The organism is Photorhabdus hindustanensis, from assembly GCF_002968995.1.
Taxonomy (GTDB): Bacteria; Pseudomonadota; Gammaproteobacteria; order Enterobacterales; family Enterobacteriaceae; genus Photorhabdus; species Photorhabdus akhurstii.
This window is the reverse complement of sequence record NZ_PUWT01000048.1, coordinates 21,576-40,005: the sequence shown is the minus strand read 5'-3', so window position 1 is coordinate 40,005 and position 18,430 is coordinate 21,576. Positions and strand designations below refer to the sequence as shown.

At 42.3% G+C, this 18,430-nt stretch carries 19 protein-coding genes and 1 pseudogene; 13 read left to right on the top strand and 7 right to left on the bottom strand.

Features of this window, described 5'->3' with window-relative positions; genetic code table 11:
- Window positions 1–415: 415 nt before the first annotated feature.
- The 3 genes and pseudogenes from C6H66_RS16440 to lysA all read right to left on the bottom strand — a co-directional run bounded on the left by C6H66_RS16440 (window position 416) and on the right by lysA (window position 4,636).
- A pseudogene (locus C6H66_RS16440) lies at window positions 416–1,562 on the bottom strand (DUF3396 domain-containing protein).
- A gap of 14 nt (window positions 1,563–1,576) precedes the next feature.
- On the bottom strand, window positions 1,577–2,935 hold the full coding sequence (locus tag C6H66_RS16435; RefSeq protein ID WP_105396127.1) for a VRR-NUC domain-containing protein: 1,359 nt from the start codon (window positions 2,933–2,935) through the stop codon (window positions 1,577–1,579).
- Window positions 2,936–3,343: 408 nt separating this feature from the next.
- On the bottom strand, window positions 3,344–4,636 hold the full coding sequence (gene lysA / locus C6H66_RS16430) for a diaminopimelate decarboxylase (RefSeq protein ID WP_105396126.1): 1,293 nt from the start codon (window positions 4,634–4,636) through the stop codon (window positions 3,344–3,346).
- Window positions 4,637–4,760: 124 nt separating this feature from the next.
- Between lysA and C6H66_RS16425 the strand changes: the two genes are divergently transcribed.
- On the top strand, window positions 4,761–5,696 hold the full coding sequence (locus C6H66_RS16425) for a LysR family transcriptional regulator (RefSeq protein ID WP_036776880.1): 936 nt from the start codon (window positions 4,761–4,763) through the stop codon (window positions 5,694–5,696).
- On the opposite strand, the gene C6H66_RS16420 is transcribed toward C6H66_RS16425, so the two are convergent.
- On the bottom strand, window positions 5,679–6,593 hold the full coding sequence (locus tag C6H66_RS16420) for a LysR family transcriptional regulator (RefSeq protein ID WP_046396561.1): 915 nt from the start codon (window positions 6,591–6,593) through the stop codon (window positions 5,679–5,681). The genes C6H66_RS16425 and C6H66_RS16420 overlap by 18 nt on opposite strands.
- 105 nt (window positions 6,594–6,698) lie before the next feature.
- On the opposite strand from C6H66_RS16420, the gene C6H66_RS16415 reads away from it, so the two are divergent.
- Both C6H66_RS16415 and C6H66_RS16410 read left to right on the top strand, forming a co-directional pair.
- Complete coding sequence (locus tag C6H66_RS16415) at window positions 6,699–7,583, top strand: MBL fold metallo-hydrolase (RefSeq protein ID WP_040152236.1); 885 nt, start codon at window positions 6,699–6,701, stop codon at window positions 7,581–7,583.
- Window positions 7,584–7,614: 31 nt separating this feature from the next.
- Window positions 7,615–8,256, top strand: coding sequence for a DsbA family protein (locus tag C6H66_RS16410; protein ID WP_105396125.1), 642 nt, complete (start codon window positions 7,615–7,617; stop codon window positions 8,254–8,256).
- A 66-nt stretch (window positions 8,257–8,322) separates the two neighbouring features.
- Here the strand turns inward: C6H66_RS16410 and C6H66_RS16405 are convergent, their stop codons facing one another.
- Complete coding sequence (locus C6H66_RS16405; protein ID WP_248000700.1) at window positions 8,323–8,754, bottom strand: prepilin peptidase; 432 nt, start codon at window positions 8,752–8,754, stop codon at window positions 8,323–8,325.
- The gene (locus C6H66_RS26875) at window positions 8,729–8,980 is read right to left on the bottom strand and encodes a hypothetical protein (RefSeq protein WP_248000699.1); all 252 of its coding nucleotides are present in this window, start codon (window positions 8,978–8,980) and stop codon (window positions 8,729–8,731) included. Before C6H66_RS26875 ends, C6H66_RS16405 begins: the two co-directional genes overlap by 26 nt.
- Before the next feature lie 293 nt (window positions 8,981–9,273).
- On the opposite strand from C6H66_RS26875, the gene rsmE reads away from it, so the two are divergent.
- The 4 genes from rsmE (at window position 9,274) to ruvX (ending at window position 12,057) form a co-directional block, all read left to right on the top strand.
- Window positions 9,274–10,005: a 16S rRNA (uracil(1498)-N(3))-methyltransferase gene (rsmE, locus tag C6H66_RS16400; protein WP_046396562.1), complete on the top strand. Its 732-nt coding sequence runs from the start codon at window positions 9,274–9,276 to the stop codon at window positions 10,003–10,005.
- A gap of 9 nt (window positions 10,006–10,014) precedes the next feature.
- On the top strand, window positions 10,015–10,965 hold the full coding sequence (gene gshB, locus C6H66_RS16395) for a glutathione synthase (RefSeq protein WP_105396124.1): 951 nt from the start codon (window positions 10,015–10,017) through the stop codon (window positions 10,963–10,965).
- A gap of 108 nt (window positions 10,966–11,073) precedes the next feature.
- The gene (locus tag C6H66_RS16390) at window positions 11,074–11,637 is read left to right on the top strand and encodes a YqgE/AlgH family protein (protein WP_036814730.1); all 564 of its coding nucleotides are present in this window, start codon (window positions 11,074–11,076) and stop codon (window positions 11,635–11,637) included.
- The gene (ruvX, locus tag C6H66_RS16385; RefSeq protein ID WP_046396564.1) at window positions 11,638–12,057 is read left to right on the top strand and encodes a Holliday junction resolvase RuvX; all 420 of its coding nucleotides are present in this window, start codon (window positions 11,638–11,640) and stop codon (window positions 12,055–12,057) included. It begins immediately after the preceding gene.
- A gap of 51 nt (window positions 12,058–12,108) precedes the next feature.
- On the opposite strand, the gene C6H66_RS16380 is transcribed toward ruvX, so the two are convergent.
- The gene (locus C6H66_RS16380; RefSeq protein ID WP_105396123.1) at window positions 12,109–13,146 is read right to left on the bottom strand and encodes a type IV pilus twitching motility protein PilT; all 1,038 of its coding nucleotides are present in this window, start codon (window positions 13,144–13,146) and stop codon (window positions 12,109–12,111) included.
- 21 nt (window positions 13,147–13,167) lie between these two features.
- Between C6H66_RS16380 and C6H66_RS16375 the strand changes: the two genes are divergently transcribed.
- The 6 genes from C6H66_RS16375 (at window position 13,168) to C6H66_RS16350 (ending at window position 18,274) form a co-directional block, all read left to right on the top strand.
- Window positions 13,168–13,863 carry a YggS family pyridoxal phosphate-dependent enzyme gene (locus C6H66_RS16375; protein WP_046396566.1) on the top strand — a complete coding sequence of 232 codons (696 nt, stop codon included), beginning with the start codon at window positions 13,168–13,170 and terminating at the stop codon, window positions 13,861–13,863.
- Window positions 13,864–13,888: 25 nt separating this feature from the next.
- Window positions 13,889–14,710 carry a pyrroline-5-carboxylate reductase gene (proC, locus tag C6H66_RS16370; RefSeq protein WP_105396122.1) on the top strand — a complete coding sequence of 274 codons (822 nt, stop codon included), beginning with the start codon at window positions 13,889–13,891 and terminating at the stop codon, window positions 14,708–14,710.
- 18 nt (window positions 14,711–14,728) lie between these two features.
- The gene (locus tag C6H66_RS16365) at window positions 14,729–15,277 is read left to right on the top strand and encodes a YggT family protein (protein WP_046396568.1); all 549 of its coding nucleotides are present in this window, start codon (window positions 14,729–14,731) and stop codon (window positions 15,275–15,277) included.
- 26 nt (window positions 15,278–15,303) lie between these two features.
- Window positions 15,304–15,897, top strand: coding sequence for an XTP/dITP diphosphatase (locus C6H66_RS16360; RefSeq protein ID WP_046396569.1), 594 nt, complete (start codon window positions 15,304–15,306; stop codon window positions 15,895–15,897).
- A complete protein-coding gene (gene hemW / locus C6H66_RS16355; RefSeq protein ID WP_105396121.1) occupies window positions 15,890–17,020 on the top strand; it encodes a radical SAM family heme chaperone HemW in 1,131 nt (376 codons plus the stop codon). Before C6H66_RS16360 ends, hemW begins: the two co-directional genes overlap by 8 nt.
- Window positions 17,021–17,611: 591 nt before the next feature.
- Complete coding sequence (locus tag C6H66_RS16350) at window positions 17,612–18,274, top strand: hypothetical protein (RefSeq protein WP_036814740.1); 663 nt, start codon at window positions 17,612–17,614, stop codon at window positions 18,272–18,274.
- The last annotated feature ends 156 nt before the right edge of the window (window positions 18,275–18,430 follow it).

Here is an 18,430-nt window from a genome sequence, read left to right as displayed (position 1 = left end):
AAAAACAACGTTAACTTCTTTAATAATCTTTAATTTTTTTAAGTGTTTTTATGCTTTTTAACTGATAATTCGTTTAATACGGTTAATCCTGTTAAATGTTTTAATATAATCGCACGTTTTTGTTATTGGGTTAATGTTATTATTTTGTCACCTTATTAATTCAATCTCAAACCCGTTTTTCTTGATGTTTTTTCTTCCAATGTCAGAAGAGCATCGAATCTTTTACTCGCTTTAAAAAATCTTTAATCACTGCTTTTTACTTTTAATGATTAAATTTTTTACCTGTTTTCTCATGGTACTCTGGTTTTGTTTTCCAGATTTTAAAACCATATTGACAGACGAAAAATGGCTTTCCTTAACCATTTTTTATGAAAATTGTGTAAATACCTATGATTATCAGGCAGTGGACAATCTGTTATTCCCACATATTTTCCGCTTCCCGTATCAAATGCCAGAGGGTTGTGCCCGGTTTTGTACCTGGAACATCAAAAGACATCGTACCCTGAGCAAAGAAGTACTGTTTGCCCGGCAAGCTATCGGTTTGCCAGATCCCGCTGACCAGTGCAGGGTGGTTGCCTCTCAGAGGAGTCACTTGCAGCGGTCCCCGGTCATAACGGGCATACCAGGCCAGGGTGGAAGTTGAATTAAAATGACCCTCACCATAGAAGTGCAATGAATGGCCTTCACGGGGTATCACCCGTATCGGACGTATCAACTGGTTAATGGCAAAATAACTCTCCGGGACACTGCCCGGCAGTGGCGTTAAGTCCGGGTATTCACCGGCACGGATTATCAGGCCATCACGGTAAGAACTAATCACCACATCCCGGTAGGGGCGCAGCACCTGACGTATCCAGTATTCCCCACCCAGTCGGTTTACAAAGCGTTTGGACAGCAGGGTGATCCAGTTAATGCCCCGGATAGAGTGTCCATACTGTAATTTAGCTGTGTGCACTGCGGAGTTCACTTGTAGGGAAGGGTAACGTTGCGCCAGTTGATACTCTAAAGGAAAGTAATCATGGTAATCTCTGGGGATGACCAGGCTGTAGCCACAATCCCCACTGTCCGGTTCGAGTTGTTCACATAGAAACTCCAGCCAGGCCATAAAACGAGCCATGCCCTCTTGTTCTTTTAGGTAATCCCAAGGAAATGTCAGGCTTAGGTAAGAGCTACTATCGTCACCATCAGCTTCATCGGAATCAAGGTAACGCATCAGATAGCGAGGGGCTTCATAGAGATTTTTGGCATCACTGACTACCCAACTAGAGGGCTGGTTTTTTTTTCCGATTAAGAATGCCTTCTTCAACTTTGGCAATATTTTCTGGGGAATATTTTTTTAATCCCTCCAGCGAATGACGATGAAAACGCAGGTAGGTACCAAATTCTTCGCGAAAGCGCCGGTAGCAGGCCAGAATGCGCTGTTTTTTCTCCGAGGTGTAGCCTTGTTTAAAAAACAGGGTGATAGAAATCCCAAGACGAGAAACGGTCAGCCCATCGCCATTGAGGAAGGTAAACGCGGTCAGTTGTGATTTCAACTGGGCAAAGTAATCTGAAGTATCCATATTTTCTCCGTTAATTATGAAGCGGTGGAGAGTGTCACACTCGCTAATATTGCCAGAACAGCAGCTAACGCCGCAGCGCTAACTGCGGTGGCGGCAGCTAAAATTTCCACCAGTGCAATCAATGCGGCAGCGACAGCAAGGGTGACAAGAATAACAACGGCAACACCGGCAATAATCACCACCATTTCCAGCATGCCTTCACCCACCTCTTTCAATATCTGCATCCAGCTAATGTTTTTTAGCTCTTCCAGGGTGATATCTGAACCCTGTTGCACCGTCTGCCACCGGGCTTTTATCTCACTCTCCGTCCAGGTCACGATTTTCCCCGTTTGTTCATTAACCCAAGAAAAAGCGTAACTGACCTGATGGCTTATCGGGTCGATAATTTCTTCACACACCCACTTGCCGGCTTGATTGAACCAGGTACCAAACTGGGCAAGGAGTTCGCGGGTACTGTTACGGATATAATCCAATCCCTGCTCTGTTAGGCTAGCCACTTCCTGCCCAAGGATAACCCAGTCTTCATAGCTGGGTAAAAACGACCAGTGGGAAGTACTGAGAAGCGGTGGATTTTTTGTCAGGGGTTGCGGAATAGTCCCCGGCACGCCCTCTGTGGGAGGTGTGGGTAAATCTTCGTCATCAGGAGGTGAACCCGGTGGTAGAGGGGCTAGTGGTATGGGATTTTTATAGTGTTGGGAACCGGGTTGATAATGTTTTCGCCACGCTTCATCATACTGTTTTTGCTCTTCTGTACGGTTATCGATGATACGCATCACACCAAAGCGGTCTTCGGTCGCAATCTGGATATAATCTATTTCTTGATCGTCAGAGAGATCATCCCCCGGAAATTTCACCTCAATCAACATTTTCAGATTATCGGGGTGCACAGAACCATCAAAGTAGGTGGCATTTCTGCCCGGCCAGCGAAGAGCCTCATTTTTAACCAGAATAATATCGGGGCGCCGAATACGTTTAACCCCAAATTTCTCCGCGTCTTCGGCAGAAGGTCGGGCAAACGGATTACTGGATTGCGGTAAATTATCACCATAACGCTGCTTAGAGTCTTGACTGGTCGCCAGCATGGGTAAGGGGACATCTTGCTCTCCTCGGATAGCAAACACCACTTCCGCTTTATAGGGCCACAGGAAGTCATGTTTGAGTTCCTCAACCTTAATCAACCCACTCATAATGACCTGATTAAGAAAGCGAATAGCCCCCAGTTTGGTGATAATCATTGCCGGCAGACGCAAAGCGTATTCGGCTTTTTCCGCCAGATAACAGGGGTCTTCATCGGCGGGAAAGACCCCTATTTCCATCGTACAGGTGATTGATGTGACAGCCGGGCACATTTTGCCGCTATTGGATATTGCCATACTTACTTCTCCATAAATCCCATAATACTCTACCAGCGTGTTACCACCGGCCCGGTTGCAGATTTTCGTCAGCCTCATTCTGTCCGGTCAGGGTTCTGCCCATCGTGTCGGTTCTACCTGAGATGGCCTTACTACTAACCAGTTAATATCTGATTAATAGTGCAACAGATTTAATTTAAAAATATATAGGAATATTCCGAAAGTTATAAAAATAAGTGTGTTTTATCGCCGAAATTTAACGATTTATATTCATTAATTTAATATTTTAGAATACAAATAAATTTGCAACCAATAGTGGTATCGGTTTTATATATCACATGCTTTTTAAGGAAATGCTGTCGGACTGACAGGATTAAGGGATAGGTTTATCAACAGACAGGACGATACCTTAAAGTATCGCCCCATCTTTTATGGTGTAGAGGGACAGGGTACTTCTTCCAACGCTAATAACTCTTCAATTGTTTGGCGACGGCGAATTAATTGGGGGCTACCATTAACAAATAACACCTCAGAGATCAGCGGGCGGCTGTTGTAATTGGAAGACATTGACGCACCATAAGCACCAGTATCATGAAAAACCAGATAGTCACCAACCCGAACCGGCGGCAACGCTCTTGGCGCAATGCCTCCCCCCTCAATCTGTGTAAAGATATCGCCAGATTCACATAACGGCCCCGCAACTAATGTTTCTTGCAATGAAAATTGCTCAATCTTACGTCCATCAGCAGGCAAAACTGAAATATGGTGATAACTGCCATACATTACCGGGCGCATTAAGTCATTAAATCCCGCATCCACCAGCACATAATTACGGTTCCCCATCTGCTTAACCGCCCGAACTTCTGTCATCAAAATGCCAGATTCCGCTACCAAAAAACGTCCCGGTTCAATTTCCAGCTCAACTTTATGACCTAAATGCTGCTCAATTCTTTTACGCGCATCATCCCACAACCCAAAATAATGAGCGATATTGATTTGCTCATCTCCCTGATGATAAGGGGTCGATAAACCACCGCCGGCTGAAATCGCCTGAATATCTTCACCACAAAGAATAACCTGTTCAACCATCGCATTGCATACACTGGAAAGATGATGATAATCAACACCAGATCCAATATGCATATGTAAACCAAGCAATTTCAATCCATAGTGGCGTATTTTCTCAATCGCTCGTGGAAGATCCTGATACCAAATACCATGTTTGCTATTTTCCCCTCCCGTGTTCGTCTTCTGGCTATGACCATGACCGAACCCGGGATTAATCCGCAGCCATACCGGATGCCCTTGTTTACATTGACCAATCTGTTCCAACATATCGATAGAACCCGCATTAACCGGAATATCCAATTTGGTCACTTGTTGCAACGTCGGCACATCGATTAAATCAGCAGTAAAAACAATGTCTGACACTTCTTGCCCTGGACAAAATCCGGCCCGCAAAGCACGCTCAATTTCCCCTAGCGAAACAGCATCAACTTTCACACCATACTCACGCATCAGGCGCAAAATATGAGTATTAGAACAAGCTTTCTGAGCAAACCTGACGACATCAAACTGAAATAATAATTTGATTCTTTGGATAATTGTTTCACTATCGTAAACCCATAATGGAGTACCGTACGTTTCTGGCAGACGACTCAAATTCTCCGGTATCAGATTAGGACAACTATTGCAGGTAAAATCGGGGGTAAAAGTACTCATCAGGGTTTCTCTCACAAAGTCAGCAGATAACCCATTATTGACAGCAAAAAACAGGAATAAAAATATCCATTTCGTTATAGTCTATTCATCTGTGATATAGAATTATCATTTGAAGGAACAATTTATGTCTTCTTGTTCATGGCGCCATATTGAAATCTTCCATGCGGTAATGACGACAAAAAACCTGACAGAAGCGGCTATTTTATTACAAACATCACAACCAACCGTCAGTCGTGAATTAGCACGATTTGAGCACCTAATAAAATTCAAACTATTTGACCGAGTAAAAGGCCGCCTGCATCCGACAGCACAAGGATTACGCCTTTTTGAAGAAGTTCAGCGCTCTTATTACGGACTCGAAAGAATAATGAATGCGGCTGACAATATACGTAAATTTCAACATGCTCAGCTTTCCATTGCTTGCTTGCCAGTATTTTCTCAATCACTGTTACCGAAAGTTTGCCGCCACTTCACCCGTCAATACCCTGATACTAATTTAACCATCATTCCACAGGAATCACCGCTATTAGAAGAGTGGCTCTCAGCTCAACGCCATGATCTGGGTTTGACAGAACATTTGCAGACACCACCCGGTACACAGAGAGAAACATTGATCACACTGAATGAAATTTGCGTATTGCCCGCCGAGCATCCTCTCAGTCATAAACCGCTATTGACTCCCGAAGATTTCAGCGAGCAAAATTTTATCAGTCTTTCAATAGCGGATAGCTACCGGCAGCTCATTGATGGCATATTCGCAGAACACCATATTCGCCGCCGCCTGATTATGGAAACTCACAGTGCTGCATCAGTATGTGCAATGGTGCGCGAAGGCATTGGCGTTTCTATTGTCAACCCACTGACCGTACTCGATTATCTGGACAGCCACGGCAAATCTGAAATATGCGCTCGCCCATTCAGTATCGATATTCCTTTTACTGTCAGCCTGATAAAGCCCATTCATCGCCCTTCTTCTGCCCCAGTAGATACTTTTATTGAACACCTAAAAGCACAAATTGCCCTGTTTCCTCAAAAACTAAAGTCAGCTTTTCAGCATTAGTGCTTGCCAGTACGGAGAAGAAGCAAACCACTGAACCAGAAAATCCAGTAATGCTCTCAACGTTGCTGGCATATTTTGACGACTGGCATAAATACCATAAATTCCCATCGCCTGAGGTCGATAGTCTGGCAACAACTGAATCAATTTTCCTGACGCCAAATGCGAAGCAACAGAATAATAGGGTTGCATGGCGATTCCCGCCCCTTGCAACGTTGCCTCCATTAATACAACCGATTCATTAGCACTTAAAGTACCGCTAACAGGAACAGAATATTTTTCCCCTCGGCGTTCAAATAACCAAAGACTTTTACCAAAGAAGTTATAAGTCATACAGTTATGCAAAGCTAAATCAGCAGGCTTTTGCGGAAGCATTTTTCCTGCCAGATAAGAAGGAGCGGCACAAACTACAGAATGGCATGTTGATAACGGTCTGGCGATCAAATTCGGCTCCAGATTATTCGTGATGCGTAACGCTAAATCTATCCTCTCCTCGACCAAATTTATTGCCTTATTACTCATTTGCATATCAATAGCTATCTGAGGGTAAATCTGCATAAACTCAGGAATCGCCACAGACAATGCGCTCACCGCCAGAGATTGAGAACTGCTTATCCGCAAAAGACCACTCAGTTCCTGTGCTTCTACAGGTTGATGAACCGGTATCTCTTCCGCCAATTGCAATAATTTACGACTGCGCTGATAGGCGATCTCTCCTGCCGATGTCAGGCTGATCTTTCTCGTTGTACGATGTAACAGACGTACTCCCGCCCATTTTTCCATTTCAGCCAGATAGCGAGATACCATTGCCCGCGACATATCTAACCGTTCCGATGCGGCAATCATGCTGCCTTGTTCTACAATTATAGTGAACACTTGCGCAGCAGTGACTCTATCCATCAATTAGCTCGATTTATGCAACAAATAATTGCCAATTATGCGGTTTTTTCATCGAAAAACGCAACTTATTATGAACCTCATTGACACAACATCAGGAATTCAATCATGACTCGCAAAACAACACTAAATATTGCGCTGGCAGGTATCCTTTCCTTGGGTACCATTTCTCTGGCACAAGCCACTAACCTAAAACTGGATGTTTTCAATCCAGGTGAAAGAAGCGTATTTCCCGTCTCTTCTGAGCTCATCATCGGTGATAGAGAAGTTGTATTGATCGATGCTCAGTTCCAAAAAAATGACGCTGAAGCACTGGCCAGAAGAATTAAGTATACCGGCAGAAAACTGACAACTATCTATATCAGTCAGTCTGATCCTGATTTCTATTTTGGCCTTGATGTACTGACCAAAGCGTTCCCTAACGCAAAAGTCATTGCATCACCAGAAACCATTAAAGAAATCAAAAAGACCAAAGATGGCAAACTGGCTTATTGGGGAGGTGTTCTGAAAGAACAAGCCCCCAAAAAAGTTATCGTGCCGCAACCGTTGGAAGGTAACACTTTTACGGTTGACGGTGAGAAGTTAATCGTCGAAGGTCTTGATGGCCCCGCGGCTGACCGTACTTTTGTTTGGATACCAAAATTAAAAGCGGTAGTAGGCGGTGTCACCGTTTCAGGCAACATTCATGTCTGGATAGCAGATACACAGACTAAAGAGTCCCGTAAAAACTGGATGCAGACATTAGATCGTATAAAAGAGCTGAAACCAACTATTGTGGTTCCAGGACATTTCATTGGTAACACGCCAATGACGTTGGAATCCGTTCATTTCACGCAAAAGTACCTGACTATTTTTGAGAAAGAGCTGGCAAAAGCGAAAGATTCAAAAGCGCTAATAGCCGCAATGGAAAAGCACTATCCAAAACTTGCAGACAAATCCAGTCTCGAGTTAAGTGCCAAAGTGCTGAAAGGCGAAATGAAGTGGCCCCAATAAGTAAATTAACTCTTTTTCAGGAATAAGTAATATGCCCGGAATGACTCTGCATTATATCTACGATCCACTATGTGGCTGGTGTTATGGCGTTTCCTCTCTGATACAAGCAGCAAAAGAGGTCGCAAATGTGAAAATTGAATTGCATGGCGGCGGAATGCTGACAGGGGATAACAGACGCCAAATAGACAGCACATGGCGTGATTATGTCCTTAGTCAGGATAAACGGATCGCAAGCCTTACCGGGCAAATTTTCAGTGAGCAATATGCCACACTGTTAAATGATAAATCACTGATTATGGATTCATTACCACCAATATCAGCCATTCTTGCAGCAGAAGAGTTGGCTGGTAAAGGTGTTGAAATGTTACTGGCAGTACAAAAAGCGCACTATGTTCGTGGATTAAAAATCAGCGAAACTGAAACATTATTGAATTTAGCAAATGAGTTACAGCTTGATTCAGAACTGTTTCAGCAAGAGCTGACACTGAATAATGAGTCAGAAAGTCTCCAACATATTAGGAAAAGCCGTGAACTGTTGGCAGCCGTTGGCGGCTCAGGCTTCCCTACGTTTATTTTAGAAAATAACAGAAACGAGCTATCTATTATTTCTCTTGATAAATACTTGGGACAACCCAAACGTTGGCAAGATGCGCTGATTCACTATCAGTTTTAATACCACCGTTTTAATACCACAATTTTAACTACTGGCGCCCATACATTTTCAACTATCGGGCGCCATTCACAATAACCCATCCATTCCCAATAAGTGCATATAGATCATGATGAGCGCAGAAATGGCTATATAGGGGCCAAAAGCAACAGATTCTTGGTAATTTTCTCGTATTCTCCACATCCAAAAGTACCCAATAAGACCAAACAGTGAGGATAAAAACATTAATAAAGGAATTGCACCAATCCCCAACCAAGCACTAACCGCTGCCATTAACTTAAAATCACCATATCCTAACCCTTCTTTATGACAAATTATTTTGAATAACCAATGGAGTGACCATAAAATCAAATAACCCGCAATAGCACCAACTACAGCTTGTTCAATAGGCACGAAAGTTTGATTCAAATTCAATAATAATCCTAACCATAAAAGTGGATAATTTATTATATCTGGCAATAAATTAATTTTTACATCAATAAAAGAAAGTATAATTAGCATCCAAATAAATATCAAAACTGCATATAAATGTAAATTCAATGGAAAACAAATCATAAAAAAAAGCAGTTATAAACAGTGTTACTAATTCAACCTGAAAATAACCGAAATCTATTTTTTCATATCCATAAATAATTTTAGGAAATACCGATATCATTTTATTCAAACTTATTCCTGCCACTATCCCAACAAAAATAGCCAAAATAACGATTTTAATGTTAAAATCCATTAAACAGATCACCTCCAACATTATTCCATTATGAATATTTTAATTAAATAAAAAAACAAATATCAATTATGTTTTCGACATAAAAATATAGTAATAAACAATGACGTTTTAAAACAATAAAATAAATATAAAATAGTCAAATTAAATATAAATATGCGAGCAGACTCGCAACATTTATTCAGAGATAACAATCCGTATCGAGATAGCTTGATAATTTGATTAAGCCTCCCTTATCATACCCTCCATTATTTATTGTCTTATGTATATCTATACCCCGCAGGAAGGAAAAAAACATGCGCATACCCCGCATCTATCACCCGGAATTACTCTCATCGAATACTGAAATTTATCTGAGTGATGAGGCGGCTAACCATGTCGGGCGGGTACTCAGAATGAGCAATGGTCAACCGTTACAACTATTTGATGGCAGCAATCAGATCTTCAACGCTCAGATCACCGAAGCTAGCAAAAAATCTGTCAAAGTACATATCAGCAATAGCGAACTTGCCGATAATGAATCGCCACTTAATCTCCATCTAGGCCAAGTCATATCCCGCGGTGAGAAAATGGAATTCACCATTCAAAAATCTGTAGAGTTAGGGGTCAATGTTATTACGCCTTTAATTTCTGAACGCTGTGGCTTAAAGCTGGATGGAGAACGGCTGGCTAAAAAATTGCAACAGTGGCAGAAGATTGCTATTGCTGCCTGTGAGCAATGCTGTCGCAACCGTATACCTGAAATTCGCCCAGTGATGCAACTCGAACACTGGTGTGCGGAAGATGATGGCAGTTTGAAATTGAATCTACATCCACGAGCCAGCCAAAGCATCAATACTCTGCCTTTACCCGTAGAAAAAGTACGTTTACTGATCGGCCCGGAAGGTGGATTATCGATAGATGAAATTGCTATGACAGCTAATTACCAATTTACTGATATCCTATTAGGACCACGAGTGCTGAGAACAGAAACGACAGCGCTCACCGCAATTACCGCATTACAAGTGCGTTTCGGCGATTTGGGTTAAGGAGAAAGAATGATCAAACTCGGCATAGTGATGGACCCCATTTCATCCATCAACATCAAGAAAGACACCAGTTTTGCCATGCTATTGGAAGCGCAACGCCGCGGCTGGGAGCTCCATTATATGGAGATGAGTGATCTCTATCTACACCAAGGGGAAGCCCGCGCACGTACCCGCCTATTGCAGGTAGAAAACAACCCACAGCAATGGCATCAGTTCGATAGAGAACAAGATCTGGCACTGGAAACATTGGATGTCATCCTGATGCGTAAAGATCCACCATTTGATACTGAATACATTTACGCCACTTATATTTTGGAACGTGCGGAAGAGAAAGGCACTCTCATTGTCAATAAACCACAAAGCCTGCGCGATTGTAACGAAAAACTGTTCACAGCTTGGTTCCCTGATTTAACACCAGATACATTAGTGACTCGCAATGCCGTTCAGTTGCGAGAATTCCACCAGAAACATGGTGATGTCATCTTTAAACCACTAGATGGTATGGGCGGTGCATCGATATTCCGCCTGAAAAAAGATGATCCAAACGTTGGGGTTATCATTGAAACCCTGACGGAACATGGCAATCGTTTCTGCATGGCGCAAAATTTCTTACCGGCCATCAAAGAAGGCGATAAACGGGTATTAATTGTCGACGGCGAACCCGTTCCTTATTGTCTGGCTCGTATCCCTGCCCAAGGTGAAACCCGTGGTAATCTTGCTGCGGGCGGCCGTGGTGAAGCTCGCCCGCTTTCAGAAAGTGACTGGGCTATCGCCAGAGCTGTTGCTCCGACTTTACAAAAAAAGGGGTTGATTTTTGTTGGCCTGGACATCATTGGTGACAAACTGACTGAAATTAATGTCACCAGTCCGACCTGTGCACGCGAGATAGAAGCCGCTTTCCCTGATATTTCAATCATCGGCATGTTAATGAATGCGATTGAAGAACGGTTAGAGAAATAAAAAATTCTTTTTGCGAATTTGCCTGTCAGGGTTTGTCATTTATACTTTTAGCCCACATACTGTGGGCTAAATAATCCTTACATAGCAAGGTTAATTACTAGAAACAAAATGAATCTACAGCACCATTTTCTTATCGCCATGCCCTCATTATCTGATCCCTATTTCAAACGCTCAGTTGTTTACATTTGTGAACACAATGAAAATGGGGCTATGGGATTGGTGATAAATAAACCTATTGAGCAAATCTCCGTTCGGAAAGTTTTACAAAAGCTGAAAATATCACCAGAAGATCGGGATGAAAGCATCAGTCTAAACAAACCTGTCATGACTGGTGGCCCACTGGCTGAAGATCATGGTTTTATATTGCACACACCAAGACCAGGTTTCAGTTCAAGTATCAAAATTTCCGATGACACAATGATCACCACATCCAAAGATGTCCTTGAAACCCTGGGTACACCACGCCAACCAAAACAGATATTGGTCACATTGGGGTATGCCAGTTGGGAAAAAGGCCAACTTGAAAAAGAGATAATGGAGAATAGCTGGCTAACAGCAAACGCTGATCCACATATTATTTTCAACTCCCCCATTGCGGACCGCTGGCGTGAAGCTGCATCTTTACTCGGTATCAATATCTACAATATTGCGCCACAAGCAGGGCATGCGTAGATGAGTAACCGTACAATAATGGCTTTCGATTTTGGCACCCGCAGCATCGGCGCAGCCATCGGGCAAGAAATCACGGGTACCGCTAGAGCATTAACCTCGTTTAAAGCCACAGATGGTATCCCCAATTGGCAACAAATCGAAAAATTACTTCAAGAGTGGCAACCCGATTTAGTTATCGTTGGTCTTCCCCTTAATATGGATGGCACTGAGCAATTAGTCACAGCGCAAGCACGTAAATTTGCAAACCGGCTGCATGGCCGGTTTGGAGTACAAGTTCAACTCCAAGATGAACGCCTGACAACTGTTGAAGCCCGCGCTCATCTGTTTGATCGAGGTGGTTATAAAGCCTTAAATAAAGGAAAAGTAGACGCTACTTCCGCTGTTATTATTCTGGAGAGCTGGTTTGAACAGCACTACTAAACGCTATTAATAGCGATCAACTAACAGCAATCGTATAACCGCGATTCGCGATTAACTGATAGCATTTTCTTTAATCTTCCTCTCCGTTTGCTCTGCCAGTAATCCCTGCAATTTACGCTGCTGCCAGCCTTGCTCGTAGGTTTGCATCCCACTGGCAGCGCCCGTCTGCATAAGCGTTGTTATTTGATGATTTTTTCCTTCTCGTATCAAATGGCTCACAGCCTGATTAACTACCAATATTTCATATATAGCGACTCGCCCTCCTCCCTGAGCAGAAACTAATTGCTGGGCTATCACCGCTTTCAAACTGCCTGCTAGCTGACTACGCACCCACCCTTTTTCTTCGGCAGAGAAAATATCTACCAATCGGTCAATTGCTTGTACAGCACCTCTGGTATGCAAAGTCGACAATACCAGATGCCCAGTCTCTGCCGCAGTTAACGCCAAGCGTATTGTCTCCTTATCCCGCAACTCCCCCAACAACAATACATCAGGATCTTGCCGGAGAGCCCCTTTTAGCGCTGCCTGATAACTGGGCGAGTCCAATCCAATTTGTCGCTGTTGTATCAGACAATTGCGGCTGTGGTGGATAAATTCAACGGGATCTTCCAATGTAATAATGTGCTGACAACTGTGGCTGTTCAGCATATCCACAATGGCAGTTAACGTTGTCGACTTCCCGCTGCCTGTTGCGCCAGTCACCAGAATCAACCCACTCTCTTCCCGCAAAGCCATTTCACGGATAATTTCAGGTGCTTTTAGCTGTTCCAGAGTTGAACACTGAGCGTGAATTAAACGCAAAACGGCTGACAACCCGGAGTGCTGACGAAAGATATTGCCTCTCAATCGTTGGCCATTTTCTACCTCCAGCGCGAAATCCACATGTCCACCAGTTAATAGCTGTTGTCGCTGATTTTCTGATAAAAATTGTCTACTCCACTCTTCCAACAATAGATTATTTACAGATGGCAGTTGAGTTTGCGGGCAAAGCACTCCATCTATACGTAATACGGGAACTTGTCCAACACAAAGATGCAGATCTGAAGCATTATGCTTTACACTAAGGGCTACTAGCTTATCCATATTCATTTTTTAATCTCCTGAGTCACCATGAACAATATTGAACAAAATTTACAAGATGTCAGGACCCACATAGCCATTGCCGCACAAAAATGCGAACGCGTTCCAGAAGAAATTACCTTGCTTGCAGTCAGTAAAACCAAACCTGTGGAAGATATCGAAAAAGCAATCGCTGCCGGGCAACGCCATTTTGGTGAAAATTATGTGCAGGAAGGTGTAGAAAAAATTGCTTATTTTGCAAATCGTAATGATTTGATATGGCACTTTATCGGTCCGTTACAGTCTAATAAAAGCCGTTTGGTGGCAGAAAATTTTAACTGGTGCCATACCATTGACCGCTTAAAAATAGCACAACGCCTGAACGAGCAACGTCCGAAGGGAATGGAACCGCTGAATATTCTTATGCAAATAAATATCAGTGATGAACAGAGCAAATCAGGTATTCAACTTGATGAGCTACCTACTCTGGCTGCCGAAGTGAACAAACTACCAAACGTAAGGCTTCGGGGTTTAATGGCAATCCCAGCGCCGGAACCTGACTATGAACGTCAATTGGTGGTTTTCAGGAGAATGGAGCAAGCCTTCCTTAACCTGAAAACTAAATATTCTCAAATAGATACCCTCTCAATGGGGATGACTGATGATATGGCTGCTGCGATTAATTGTGGTTCCACATTAGTACGAATTGGAACAGCAATTTTCGGTGCACGTCAGTATCACAATTAACCATTTCAACGCTACGAGGTATTTAATGGAAAAACGTAAAATTACCTTTATTGGTGCAGGTAATATGGCTCACGCCATCATAGCCGGATTAGTAAAAGGAGGGTATCCTGCTGAGCTGATTAATGTCTGCGCACCAAGTAATACTCACCGTGATGCACTAGCAAAAGAGTATGGCGTTAATAGCGGTAGTGACAATATTCACTACGCACAGGAAGCCGACGTTGTTGTTCTGGCGGTAAAACCGCAAATGATGGCAGATGTTTGTCAGACTCTGCAAGAAAAGGTAGATTTCAGTAATAAGCTGGTTCTATCTATCGCCTCAGGTATTTCCGTTGCACGCTTTGATGCTTTATTACAAGACAAACTCAATATTGTCCGTATCATGCCAAACACACCGGCGTTAATTGGTCAAGGGTTGAGTGGATTATTCGCATCTGAACAAGTCAGCCAGTCTGACCGTAATTTCACTCAAGCATTAATGAACAGTGTCGGTAAAACTTACTGGGTAAAAGATGAAAACGGCATCAATGACATTATCGCCGTAGCAGGCAGTGCGCCCGCTTATTTCTTCCTATTTATGGAGTCAATGCAACAGGAAGCAGAACGTTTAGGTTTTGATAGCCAGACAGCCCGTGAAATTGTTTTGCAAACGGCAATAGGTTCTGCGGCACTGGCCGCATCAAATGTAGATCTCCCTTTTGCAACCCTGCGTGAACAGGTAACATCTAAAGGCGGTACTACTGCGGAAGCATTACGTATATTTTATGAAGGCAAATTGCCGGAAACTGTATCCAACGCTATGCAGGCGGCTATTCGCCGGGCGCAGGAAATGGAAAAACAATTTTAATTTTATCAAGGCTGCTAAATGCAATTTTTACACTTTATTCTATCCACAGTTCTGGATTTATACATCGCTGTTTTATTACTTCGTGTATGGATGCAATGGGTTCGTTGTGATTTTTATAACCCATTTGCCCAATTTATTGTGAAAATAACTCAACCGATCGTTCGGCCATTACGCCGGGTCATACCGGCTATTGGTTCGCTTGATACTGCCTCCATTGTTGTCGCTTATGTTCTGGTATTATTTAAATTTATCATGCAACTTTGGTTCAATACCGGTTCGCTTGCTTTCCACACACTTTTCCTTCCTGTCGGGTTAATCGAATTGCTGACAGCAGCAGGTAAACTGGTATTTTGGTTAGTGCTAGCGCGTGCTTTACTAAGCTGGATAAGTCAGGGGCGCAATCCGATTGACTATGTTTTGATGCAACTGACAGAACCGTTGATGGCGCCTATCCGCCGTATTATCCCAACGATGGGCGGCCTTGATTTTTCAGCAATGATCGTCATTTTGATCCTCTACGCCCTGAACTATCTTCGTGCTGATGTTCTCTCATGGTTAATACAGTAAATAAGAATTAAATTGGATTCAAAATAATGCAAAAAGTCGTTCTGGCAACCGGCAACCCCGGAAAAGTTCGTGAACTGGCACAATTACTGGCTGATTTTGGACTGGATATTGTTGCTCAAACTGAATTAGGCGTAGATTCAGCCGAAGAGACCGGGCTGACATTTATTGAAAATGCCCTTCTTAAAGCCCGTCATGCCGCGCAAATTACCGGCTTACCGGCGATTGCGGATGACTCTGGTCTATCCGTAGACATCCTTGGCGGTGCTCCAGGTATCTATTCAGCCCGCTATGCAGGTGAAAACAGCACCGATCAGCAAAATCTAGAAAAACTGCTAGATACGATGAAAGATGTTCCTGATGATCAACGTCAAGCTCAGTTTAACTGTGTGCTGGTTTATATGCGCCATGCCGAAGATCCAACACCGCTGGTATTTCATGGCCGCTGGCCGGGAGTTATCGCACGTCAACCTGCCGGTAATGGGGGGTTTGGTTATGATCCCATCTTCTACATACCGGAATTAGGCTGTACTGCCGCTGAATTAACGGGTGATCAAAAAAATGCCGTTTCGCACCGTGGTCAGGCACTAAAGATGATGTTGGATACACTCAGCAATGCTTAAGCTTCCACCACTCAGTCTTTATATCCATATTCCCTGGTGTGTACAAAAGTGTCCTTACTGTGATTTCAACTCTCATGCATTGAAAGGTGATGTTCCGCATCAGGAATATGTTGACCATTTATTAGCAGATCTGAAAACGGATCTGCCAATGGTCAACGGACGGGAAATTACCACTATATTTATTGGTGGTGGAACCCCCAGCCTGCTTAGCTCACAGGCAATGCAACAATTGCTGGATGGTGTCCGTGCTCTCCTACCGGTATCGCCGCAAGCTGAAATTACTATGGAAGCCAATCCGGGTACTGTGGAAGCTGACCGTTTTAGTGGTTATCAGCAAGCGGGTATTAACCGAATATCCATTGGCGTGCAGAGTTTCAGCCCGAATAAACTGGCACGCCTTGGCCGTATTCACGGGCCGGATGAAGCCAAACGGGCGGCATGTTTAGCCGCCAGTCTGGGGCTACGCAGTTTTAATCTGGATTTGATGCATGGTTTACCGGACCAAAGCCTTGATGAAGCGCTGGATGATTTACGTCAAGCAATCGCATTATCACCACCGCATCTTTCATGGTATCAGTTGACTATTGAACCTAATACCAGCTTTGGCTCTCGCCCTCCTATTCTGCCCGACGATGACGCTTTATGGGATATCTTTTCACAAGGTCATCAATTGCTGACAGCAGCAGGTTATCAGCAATATGAAACTTCTGCTTATGCTAAACCAGGCTATCAATGCCAGCATAATCTCAACTACTGGCGCTTTGGAGATTACCTTGGCATTGGCTGTGGCGCTCATGGAAAAATCACATTTGAAGATGGCCGTATTCTGCGCACAGTGAAAACCAAACATCCCCGTGGATATATGCAAGGACGCTATCTGGATAAACAACATCAAGTAGAAAATGAAGATCGGCCATTTGAATTTTTTATGAACCGATTCCGTTTACTGGAAATGATGTCAAAACAAGATTTCAGTGATTTCACTGGGTTATCTGAGACCTCAATCCGTCCTCAAATTGAACAAGCCTTAGCCGCGGGTTATCTCTCTGAAACAGCAATACATTGGCAAATTACGCAGAAAGGGAAACTGTTCCTAAATTCATTATTGGAACTATTTCTCTAGTACAGAAATTGCCTTTGGAAAATTCAGCTCCGTAAAGATTATCTTTGCATAAAATTGATACCGCCATTGGTTTCGTTTCTATTCATAATACATTTCCCCCACTGAACTTCGGTGGGGACTCCATTAGACGGTGGCGACTGATTGCCCCATGTTGGATTTCTGTTCCTTTCAGAGGAGTAATTGCCTCCCAAATTTAAATAATATCTAATTTATAACTTAACCAAGGCATTAATATTGAAATAATAATCCACAATTTAATTTTCAATGATAAAAACTCGATATATAGAAAAATAAATCAACAAATATAATATAAAAATAATAATATAAAAATTTATTAATCCACCTACCCTAAAAATATATTTATCCATGTAGATAATAGTTAATATCGACCATCAATAAGAATATTAATTAAAATTTAATAAAACCATATTTTACACAAGATTAATTTTAATATATGTGAATTATGCCACAATAATATCACTTAAATCATCTCAAATACGACTATATTTAATTTGTGCTTGGCTGTATTTCTATTGATAAGCACGAACATTTAAAAAATCATTTTTAATTTCACTTTGATTGGGGTGAAAAATGAATATTGAAAATAAAGAAATGTTATATACTTTATCCAAAGAAGACCTCGCTACAGCACTGACGCCGTATTATAAAGATTTTTATGATCAACTTTCGGATCATCAAAAAGAAAATATTAGTTTTGACATGGTTGTAAATGATGCTTACAAGAGATTGCATTTTAATAATTCAGCTCCAACTGACACTGATGGAAGATCAAAATTAATAGAGTACGCAGGTGTATCTCCATGTACTCTTGCAATTGGTACAGTTGTCGCAGGTGCTTTTAAACTTGCATTTAAATTCATGGGCATACATGAACCCGAAAGAGAATCAGCCACACAGATATTATTGAAAAAATTAGGTCATGAGGCTATACATGAGTTATTGACTATAGTTCATGACCTTAAGAATTCGAATTCTATTACTGATAAATCAAAGAATACCTGGTCATTAATTGCTAAAGTTAAGGATGATATAGGTATTTCTGGAATAACTAATTGCTTAAAGGAGTCAATGCATTGGTACGACTGGGTTATTACTGGAATAACTGCAATAGCACAATTAACTATATGGTTTGCTACAGATGGAGCTGCATTTATTGTAGAAATAGCACTGGCTGGTCCTGCTATAGCCAGATTGGTATTTGACTCTGTAGACGCGGTTAATACTTGTTCATAAAACCTTTATCTGTAATCTCATTTAATTATCAAGGAACTTATTATTTATTATAAGTTCCTTTCAATATAAATATCATCCTTCATATTATAAACTCGAATAAATCAGACGCTAAAATATAAAACAAATAATGTTTTCACCTTGTAAATTCAATATAAT

Bases quoted from the DNA above. Each gene is read 5' to 3' on its own strand.
- hemW (WP_105396121.1), top strand. From the start codon at position 15,890: ATGCTTAAGCTTCCACCACTCAGTCTTTATATCCATATTCCCTGGTGT.
- C6H66_RS16350 (WP_036814740.1), top strand. From the start codon at position 17,612: ATGAATATTGAAAATAAAGAAATGTTATATACTTTATCCAAAGAAGAC.
- C6H66_RS16390 (WP_036814730.1), top strand. From the start codon at position 11,074: ATGAATCTACAGCACCATTTTCTTATCGCCATGCCCTCATTATCTGAT.
- C6H66_RS16360 (WP_046396569.1), top strand. From the start codon at position 15,304: ATGCAAAAAGTCGTTCTGGCAACCGGCAACCCCGGAAAAGTTCGTGAA.
- C6H66_RS16410 (WP_105396125.1), top strand. From the start codon at position 7,615: ATGCCCGGAATGACTCTGCATTATATCTACGATCCACTATGTGGCTGG.
- C6H66_RS26875 (WP_248000699.1), bottom strand. From the start codon at position 8,980: ATGGATTTTAACATTAAAATCGTTATTTTGGCTATTTTTGTTGGGATA.
- C6H66_RS16425 (WP_036776880.1), top strand. From the start codon at position 4,761: ATGTCTTCTTGTTCATGGCGCCATATTGAAATCTTCCATGCGGTAATG.
- C6H66_RS16375 (WP_046396566.1), top strand. From the start codon at position 13,168: ATGAACAATATTGAACAAAATTTACAAGATGTCAGGACCCACATAGCC.
- ruvX (WP_046396564.1), top strand. From the start codon at position 11,638: ATGAGTAACCGTACAATAATGGCTTTCGATTTTGGCACCCGCAGCATC.
- C6H66_RS16365 (WP_046396568.1), top strand. From the start codon at position 14,729: ATGCAATTTTTACACTTTATTCTATCCACAGTTCTGGATTTATACATC.
- lysA (WP_105396126.1), bottom strand. From the start codon at position 4,636: ATGAGTACTTTTACCCCCGATTTTACCTGCAATAGTTGTCCTAATCTG.
- C6H66_RS16380 (WP_105396123.1), bottom strand. From the start codon at position 13,146: ATGAATATGGATAAGCTAGTAGCCCTTAGTGTAAAGCATAATGCTTCA.
- gshB (WP_105396124.1), top strand. From the start codon at position 10,015: ATGATCAAACTCGGCATAGTGATGGACCCCATTTCATCCATCAACATC.
- rsmE (WP_046396562.1), top strand. From the start codon at position 9,274: ATGCGCATACCCCGCATCTATCACCCGGAATTACTCTCATCGAATACT.
- C6H66_RS16415 (WP_040152236.1), top strand. From the start codon at position 6,699: ATGACTCGCAAAACAACACTAAATATTGCGCTGGCAGGTATCCTTTCC.
- C6H66_RS16420 (WP_046396561.1), bottom strand. From the start codon at position 6,593: ATGGATAGAGTCACTGCTGCGCAAGTGTTCACTATAATTGTAGAACAA.
- C6H66_RS16435 (WP_105396127.1), bottom strand. From the start codon at position 2,935: ATGGCAATATCCAATAGCGGCAAAATGTGCCCGGCTGTCACATCAATC.
- C6H66_RS16405 (WP_248000700.1), bottom strand. From the start codon at position 8,754: ATGCTAATTATACTTTCTTTTATTGATGTAAAAATTAATTTATTGCCA.
- proC (WP_105396122.1), top strand. From the start codon at position 13,889: ATGGAAAAACGTAAAATTACCTTTATTGGTGCAGGTAATATGGCTCAC.